This is a genomic window from Streptococcus sp. HF-1907, from assembly GCF_015594605.1.
In the GTDB taxonomy this organism is placed as follows: Bacteria; Bacillota; Bacilli; order Lactobacillales; family Streptococcaceae; genus Streptococcus.
In genome coordinates this window covers 68,155-76,004 of record NZ_JADNQT010000008.1, presented here as the reverse complement: position 1 = coordinate 76,004, position 7,850 = coordinate 68,155, and the positions used below count along the sequence as shown (strand labels likewise).

At 44.0% G+C, this 7,850-nt stretch carries 8 protein-coding genes and 1 pseudogene; 5 read left to right on the top strand and 4 right to left on the bottom strand.

The window, feature by feature from the left end; all coding sequences use genetic code 11:
* Positions 1-201 precede the first annotated feature (201 nt).
* The 4 genes and pseudogenes from IYQ92_RS05970 to IYQ92_RS05955 all read right to left on the bottom strand — a co-directional run bounded on the left by IYQ92_RS05970 (position 202) and on the right by IYQ92_RS05955 (position 3,459).
* Positions 202-1,275, bottom strand: a pseudogene (locus IYQ92_RS05970) (acyl-CoA dehydrogenase family protein).
* Positions 1,276-1,290: 15 nt separating this feature from the next.
* Positions 1,291-1,842, bottom strand: coding sequence for a carboxymuconolactone decarboxylase family protein (locus tag IYQ92_RS05965; RefSeq protein WP_195675812.1), 552 nt, complete (start codon positions 1,840-1,842; stop codon positions 1,291-1,293).
* A gap of 218 nt (positions 1,843-2,060) precedes the next feature.
* Positions 2,061-3,011 (bottom strand): DHH family phosphoesterase, encoded by a 951-nt coding sequence (locus tag IYQ92_RS05960; protein WP_195675811.1) that lies wholly within the window; start codon positions 3,009-3,011, stop codon positions 2,061-2,063.
* Positions 3,012-3,027: 16 nt separating this feature from the next.
* On the bottom strand, positions 3,028-3,459 hold the full coding sequence (locus IYQ92_RS05955) for a GNAT family N-acetyltransferase (protein ID WP_195675810.1): 432 nt from the start codon (positions 3,457-3,459) through the stop codon (positions 3,028-3,030).
* Between the two features lie 559 nt (positions 3,460-4,018).
* Here IYQ92_RS05955 and add point away from each other — a divergent pair.
* The 5 genes from add to IYQ92_RS05930 all read left to right on the top strand — a co-directional run bounded on the left by add (position 4,019) and on the right by IYQ92_RS05930 (position 7,818).
* Entirely contained in the window at positions 4,019-5,041 is a 1,023-nt protein-coding gene (add, locus tag IYQ92_RS05950) for an adenosine deaminase (protein WP_195675809.1), read from the top strand.
* 61 nt (positions 5,042-5,102) lie between these two features.
* Positions 5,103-5,546 (top strand): flavodoxin, encoded by a 444-nt coding sequence (locus IYQ92_RS05945; RefSeq protein ID WP_195675808.1) that lies wholly within the window; start codon positions 5,103-5,105, stop codon positions 5,544-5,546.
* A gap of 72 nt (positions 5,547-5,618) precedes the next feature.
* Positions 5,619-6,290, top strand: a complete 672-nt coding sequence (locus IYQ92_RS05940; RefSeq protein WP_195675807.1) for a TVP38/TMEM64 family protein — start codon at positions 5,619-5,621, stop codon at positions 6,288-6,290.
* A 54-nt stretch (positions 6,291-6,344) separates the two neighbouring features.
* Positions 6,345-6,620: a chorismate mutase gene (locus IYQ92_RS05935; RefSeq protein WP_195675806.1), complete on the top strand. Its 276-nt coding sequence runs from the start codon at positions 6,345-6,347 to the stop codon at positions 6,618-6,620.
* On the top strand, positions 6,610-7,818 hold the full coding sequence (locus tag IYQ92_RS05930) for a voltage-gated chloride channel family protein (RefSeq protein WP_195675805.1): 1,209 nt from the start codon (positions 6,610-6,612) through the stop codon (positions 7,816-7,818). Before IYQ92_RS05935 ends, IYQ92_RS05930 begins: the two co-directional genes overlap by 11 nt.
* Positions 7,819-7,850 lie beyond the last annotated feature (32 nt).

The window sequence follows — 7,850 nt, the reverse complement described above, 5'->3', positions numbered from 1 at the left end:
AACGGTAAATTAGGCTTTTTAAAAACTAGCGGAATTTAGTCTGAGACAGATTTCCACTAGTTTTATCATTTCTTCGTAGACTAAGTTCCACTTCTAAATATAGTGGAACTTACTTTGCGAAGTTACCTTATTTTTAATTCGGTAACACTTGGGGTGCTAGATAGCATCTAAAGAATTATTAAGAAGAGGATTATTCTTGGTTTATGATGGTGCCCTATCCAAAATTAGGCGTAACTGCACCGCACTTGGTGACACGATAGGCAAAAAGGCTCCTTCATTCCAACGACGGATGAAGCCAGACTGCGACTGTTTGAAATAGCCACGACCGCCACTAGCTTGCAGTTCTAAAAGGAGACTGGCAGCCACCACATCAACGATGGCAATTCTTAACTCAAATAGCTGGCGCGGATTATGGATGAAATAATCCTCCTGCTCAAGTCCAGACAATAAATCAGATTTGATTCTTTCTAACTTAGCCAGAGTATCCTGATATTCTTCCTCTAAAACAGATCAATTGCTAGAAAGATTTTGCGCAACTTCGCTCAGAGATCGTTCTGCCAAACCGAAGGCCAAGCCAAATTGGTAACCTAGAAATTCAGGCCGTGTTTGAGCCAAGAAAGCTTCAGCATCTTCTGACAGCACCCAATTCCAATCCAAGGCAACATCGTGAAATGTTAGCGCAGCCGTATTTGCCCCTTGCAGTGAGACAAATTCTAAATATGCTGACCGTGTCAAACCGATGGCCTCTGACGGCACAGCAATAATGAGCGGAGCTCGCGATGAATTTTCAAAACTAGCTACAAAGATGGCAACAAATTTATCAGCTCTAAGATTGGTCACCCAAGGCAATATTCCTCTTAGAAAATATTGCCCCGCCTTTTCATAGACGCTCACGTTGAGCTCTTCAATGCCTGATAAAAATTTTGTAGCCTTGGAAAAGGCGGTTCCAGCTGCTCGTTTTCCTGTTAATAATTCGGGTAGCTAAGTCTCTCTGGCAAATGATGCTTGGCTAGCTATGATATTTTCGATAAAGGTTCGATGTCCCCAAGAAATAAAGGCAGCAGTCAGCGAATGTTGAGCTAATTTAGAAAGGAAAGCAATGACATCTGCCTTAGTTCCTCCTTGTCCACCAAATTCTTGAGGCACTCCAATAGTAAACACCCCCTGCTCAGCTATTTTTTCAAAGAGAGCATCCGCGACTTGCCCAGATTCTTTATCAAGCTGATCCGCATGGGCATCCAACCAATCTATAAATTCCTCTGAAAAATAGGTCATAGGCATCTCTCCTCATCACTTGGCATAAGGCTGCAATTCGGGATTGATTGGAGTGTCGGCTAAATTATTGGCATAATTGCAGAGCGTTGCCAGACTAACCCCTAAAATCACATCTAAGGCATTTTCATGGGTATAACCAGCTTCTAGAAAATCGGCAAAGGCTTCCTCACCAACACGGCCTTTAGTATTAATGACAGCAATGGTAAACTTAGCCAGCGTGTCCAACTTAGGATTTTCATCAATAGGTGCCACATTACGAAGGGCTTCCAACAAGTCAGGTGCCATCTGGATTTGCTTGATTGAAAAGGCTGTGTGACCAGCCACGCAGAAGGCACAGCCATTGGTTACAGCTGCTGTAATCTGAACTACCTCACGTTCAGTCGGCGTCAACGAATTCCGACGATTAATGGCACCAACCGTTCGATAAGTTTCTAGTGCAGTTGGTGCATTAGCCAAAAGACCAATGAGGTTAGGAATGTAGCCGTTGTTGTCTGCTTCAACGGTACGAAGAGTGTCTTTAACTGCCTCAGGTGCAGTCTCAATAGAATGTATGGTAAATGTTGGCATAATAAGTGCTCCTTTACTAGTAATACTTCTATCTTACTATGAGACCGTTTTTTTGAATAATCTATCTTTTTTATGACTGTCCATAAGAAAAATTAATGATATAGGTGTTAATGCTTACGCAGCCATGTAAAAAATCCTAGCTAGGCTTGTACCCCTAGCTAGAACTTTACAAATATGAAACTGATAAAAAGGAATTTTCCTTCTGAGCTGTTAGGGAGTTAATTTGATGAGTTAGTCTTTTTGTCTGCCAAGATATTTTTGATTTCTTGGTAGATTTGGTTATTTTCTTCTAAACTGTAAGAATTAGCTCCGCTGGCTAGGGGGTGTCCGCCGCCGTCGTGGCGTTTGGCAATTTCATTGATGACTTTTGATTTGCTGCGGAGGCGGACGCGGTAGTGACCGTCTGTTTGTTCAACGAAGATGGCCCAGCTTTCCACGATATCAATTTTTCCAGGGACTCCGACGATAGCTGCCGTCTCAGCATCTGTCACCTCAAAGTGCTTAAGGTCGGCTTGTGTCAACAAGACGCGCGCAGCCCCATTATCATCGACCTCAAGATTATCGAAGATAAAGCCTTGAAGTTTGGCGATTTTGTAAGGGAATGAGTCCATTTTTCGAGCCATAGCGGCAAAGTCAAAGTCGTATTCGCGAAGTTTGCTAGCAATCATGAGGGTTTTGCTGGTGGTTGCTGGGTAGAGGAAGCGACCGGTATCACCGACGATGCCGTTGTAAAGCACACGGGCAGCAGCGTCAGATAGTGCCAAGCCAGTATTCAAGGCAAAGTCCGTAACAATCTCGCTGGTGCTTGAGGCAGTGGTATCCACGTAGCAAATGTCGCCGTAAACATCGTCGTTTGGGTGGTGGTCCATCTTGATGAGGAAGTCACCGGTAGCGTAGCGCTCATCGTCAATTCGTGGCGTATTGGCAGTGTCTGTGACAATGACTAAAGCGCCTTTGAAATCCTCGTCAGTCACCTGGTCCATTTGAGCAATCCATGTGAGTGTCGGCTCATCAAAACCAGCTGCTAGAACTCTCTTCTCAGGGAAATTATGCTTGATAATTTCTTTCAGACCGACTTGACTGCCGATAGCATCGGGGTCTGGGCGCATGTGGCGGTGAATGATAATGGTGTCGTAGGCTTTAATTTTAGCTAAAATGTCTTGAAACATTGGTAGAAATCCTTTCTTAAGCGGTGAGAATCATGTCAAGGTGTGGAATATCATCTTCTAGGTAAACCTCGGAAGTGGCCTTGAAGCCAAAAGAAGCATAGAATTTTTCCAAATAAGCTTGCGCCTGTGCATAGACAGGGAGTTGGAAACCTGTTTGTTTGGCTACTTGCAGAGCCTTCTGTACCAAATCGCGTCCCAGTCCGTCTTTTCTGAAATCTTTGCTAACCAGAACACGTCCCAGCTTCACTTGACTGTCAGTTGGAATTAGGCGGCAGTAGGCAGCAATCTGTCCATCGCGAAGGTCAAAGACATGTATAGCTGACAAATCGTCATCATCAACTTCCTGATAAGGACAGTTTTGCTCAACCACAAAAACAGTCGTTCTAGCTTGGTAAATCAGAAAAAGTTCTTGTGTGTTTAATTGATTAAAGGGTTTGACAATCCACATAGTTATCCTCCATAGTTACTATATTATAACATGAAAGAGCTAATCTGGCTGACAGACTGGCTTATATTTTAGGGAGTGGCGTTTGGCTTGCAAGTAGTGGTGGGCGTTAAAATTTTTGACGGGTGGCATCCGAGTTGCGGCAAGTCATCAAAATTTTTGATGGTTAGAATTCGAGTTGCAGCAATCTATCAAAATTTTTGACAGGCAGAATTAAACTTGCGACAAGTTGCCTGAGTCTCTAACAGTCGTTTTCTAAAGAGCGAGAAACCGTCGTAGTGTTTGACAGGTATTTTCCAAAGAGCGAGAAGTCGTCAGAACCTCCGACAAGCCCTTTCCAGTCAGCAGTAAGTCACCAACCGTTGTCGCTTGATAAACCCATAACCGACTGAAATGCCTTAGCCCTTTGTCCATCAAAAAAATTCTACGAGCAGAGAAACCGAGTCTGAGTTTGGAAAAAGAGAGTTATAGGATGGCAATAATGTTCGTTTTTTGTAATTTTTTACCTTGAATTATTGGAATTTTATGTTAAAATAGTAAAAATACTTTGAAGGAGACTATTGTGGACAAAACATTCTTGAAAAAAATAGCTAAAACCGAATTACACTGTCATTTGGACGGTTCCCTTTCCCTGACAGCTATCCGTCAGTTGGCTCAGATGGCAGCCATCAAGCTTCCTGAGTCAGACCAGGATTTGAAAAAGCTGGTGACGGCACCTGCTCATGCGGAAAGCCTCATGGATTATCTGGTGACTTTTGATTTTGTCCGCCCGCTCCTCCAGACCAAGGAAGCTCTGCGTTTGGCAGCCTATGACGTCGCTCGCCAAGCAGCAGAGGAAAATGTCATCTACACCGAAATTCGATTTGCGCCAGAATTGTCCATGGATGAGGGACTTAGCGCGACAGACACGGTTCTTGCGGTTTTGGAAGGATTGGCTGACGCTGAAAAGGAATTTGGTATCACTGCGCGTGCCTTGGTTTGTGGCATGCGTCAGTCATCACCAGCAGTGACCCGAGAAATTATTGAAGCCATCGCAGAGCTGGCACCAAAAGGCTTGGCTGGCTTTGACTTCGCAGGTGACGAACACGGCTTCCCACCTCAAAAAATTGAAGCCTTGATTAAAGAAGTGCAGGCGACAGGTTATCCCATAACCTTCCATGCTGGCGAATGTGGTTGCCCCAACCATATCGCAGACATCCTAGCTCTAGGCATCAAGCGCATGGGTCACGTCACTGCTATCCACAATCAACCAGACATTTTGAAGGCCTTTGTGGCAGCGGGCGCAACGGCTGAAATCTGCCTGACCTCTAACCTTCAAACAAAGGCAGCACCGACCATTGAAGAGTTCCCTTATTGGGATTTGAAAAATGCTGGCGCTAAAATCACTATTAACACGGACAACCGTACCGTTTCAGACACTAATTTAACCAAGGAATATGGGCTTTTTGTTGATTATTTTGGGACCAGCACCGCTGATTTTCTTGAGTTTAATGAAAATGCCATTTCAGCTTCCTTCACGACAGCAGCTGAAAAAGCGCAGCTATTGCGTAAGCTCCAAGAAAACTACGCTGTCTTTTTAAAATAGGTCTTAGCATTTACTGAAAATTATGCTAAAATAGAGATAATTTAAACATGCGGAGGAAATTATGGCCTTAGTAAAGATTGTTTATGCCAGTATGACAGGAAATACCGAAGAAATTGCAGATATTGTCGCTAATAAATTCACTGAATTAGGACACGATGTTGAAGTGGACGAATGCACAACCGTTGATGCTGCTGATTTTGAAGATGCAGATGTTGCTATTGTTGCCACTTACACTTACGGTGACGGTGACCTTCCAGATGAAATTGTTGATTTCTATGAAGATTTGGCAGATGTTGATTTGTCAGGTAAAATTTTCGGTGTGGTTGGTTCAGGGGATACCTTCTACGATTACTTTTGTAAATCAGTTGATGAATTTGAAGACCAATTTGCGATGACCGGTGCCCAAAAGGGTGCAGATTCTGTCAAAGTTGACTTGTCAGCTGAAGACGAAGATATCGAAAATCTTGAAGTATTTGCTGAGACAATCTCTGAAAAGATTGGGTAAATCTCAAGGATAAGAAGAAGGGCTTGGCTTTGCGGTCAAGCTTTTTCTAGTCATGGAAAGTGAGGTGGAAGATTGAAAAAGCATTTTAGATTGACGCATCTGGGAAAGATTCTCTCAAGAATTGGCTTGGTGATGGTGCTTTTTTATCTGCTCACTCTTCTCTATCATTACTATCCCATCTTTGAGTCCTTTGACCCTAGTGCTGGATTTAGGGATTTATTGAAAAATGTGAGCGAAGCTACACCACCTAATTTCGTCATTCTGATTATTTTAACAGCTCTCGGCTCTGCCGTTCCCTTTATGTCCAATGCCGTTTTGGCCATTCTAAATGGTGTGGTCTTTGGTCCGTTGTTTGGTCTAGGGATGAATCTTCTGGCAAATACTCTGGGAAATTGTCTGGCGCGCTGGCTTCTTGGGAAAATCAGCATTGAACGCGAAGAAAAATTGCTGCAGCAGCTAGAACACATCCCAAAATCTAAGAGTCCCATGTTAGCTATCATTATGGGCTACATGTTTCCCTTTGTACCAACCCTAGCTGTCAATTATTACGTCAGCATTACCAATATTCCTTGGAAAAAATGGTTGCCCTGCGTGCTCATCAGCGTCTTTCCAACCAGCTTAATCTATGCTTTGGGTGGTCATGTCTTGATTTTAGGTCAGTTGAAATGGTTGATTGTCATTGGAGTCATTCTTGTCCTTGGCCTTATCATCTTTAAATGGAGTGAGTCTAGGAAAAAGTCATAGCAGACTGCTATGATTTTTGTTATAATTAATAAGAGGCGATCAAGGAGGTCTATTATGGATTTAGAACATATTCGTCAGGAGATTGACCAGGTTGACCAAGACTTGGTAGCTCTTTTAGAAAAGCGCATGCAATTGGTCACGCAAGTAACAGCCTATAAAAAGGCGATAGGAAAAGCTGTTTTGGACAGCAAACGCGAATTGGCGGTACTTGAGAAAGTGGCTAGCCGAGTTCAGGACAAAGATTTTGAAAAAGCCATCGTCAGAACTTTCGCAGATATGATGGCGGCTTCCCGAGCTTATCAGGAGGAGCATTTGTCAGATGACAAGTGATGTTATCAAAAAATGCGGACAGTACGGCGTCCTCATCTTGCTTAGCCTTTTGATTGGGCTGATTGTAGGGGCTATTACAGCCTTATTTGGCCGTGTTTTGATTGCTATCGGTGACTTTCGAGACCAGCACATTCTGTGGCTGGTCCCATTTCTAGCCTTGGCTGGACTTTTGATTGTCTTTCTTTATCAAAAATGGGGTGGCAAGAGTAGCAAGGGTATGGGCTTGGTTTTCGATGTTGGGCATGGTGATGACGACCGTATTCCTAAGCGCTTGATTCCACTAGTCATGTTGACAACATGGCTGACGCATCTATTTGGCGGAAGTGCTGGCCGTGAAGGTGTTGCGGTGCAGATTGGAGCGACTGTTGGGCACTGGTTCAATCGTTTCAGTGATTTTCCAAACGCCTCTCGTCTCTTCTTGGTGATGGGAATGGCAGCTGGTTTTGGAGGGCTATTTCAGACCCCGATAGCAGCTGTTTTCTTTGCAGCAGAAGTGTTGGTGGTTGGTCGCTTAGCTTTGACAGCGATAGCACCAGTCGTGGTTGCATCCTTTACAAGCGCCTGGACATCGCATGGCCTAGGGCTGGAAAAATTTGCGGTTCCCATCAAAAAAAGTTTGGACATGACCCCCGAATCCTTTGTAAAATTAGTGATTTTAGGGCTTTGTTTTGGTTTGTGCGGTAATCTTTTTGCCTACTTATTAGGAAAAGGTAAAAAATGGGCTGCTAAGCAGTTTGAAAATCCTTACTGGCGCATCGGAATTCTCGGTCTTGTAGCGAGCGTCCTTTTTCTAGCCCTGCATTTGGGTCGTTACACAGGACTTGGTACCAACTTGATTTCAGCCAGTTTTACAGGCGGTCAGATTTACAGCTATGACTGGTTGCTCAAGCTCTTGCTGACGGTTATCACCTTGTCGGCTGGTTATCAAGGGGGCGAAGTGACGCCACTATTTGCCATGGGGGCTAGTCTCGGAGTTGCCTTGTCTGGTCTTATTGGTTTGCCGATGGAATTAGTGGCTGCGTTGGGATATGCCAGCGTCTTTGGCTCCGCGACCAATACATTCTTGGCACCGATTTTCATTGGTGGAGAGGTCTTTGGATTTGCTAATACGCCAGCCTTTTTCATCGTATGTGGCATAGCTTATGCTTTGAATCGACAAAATAGCATCTATGGCGGTCAAAAAGTTGAACTTTCTTAAGAGAAAGTACTTTACAAGCGCTAGCCCATTTG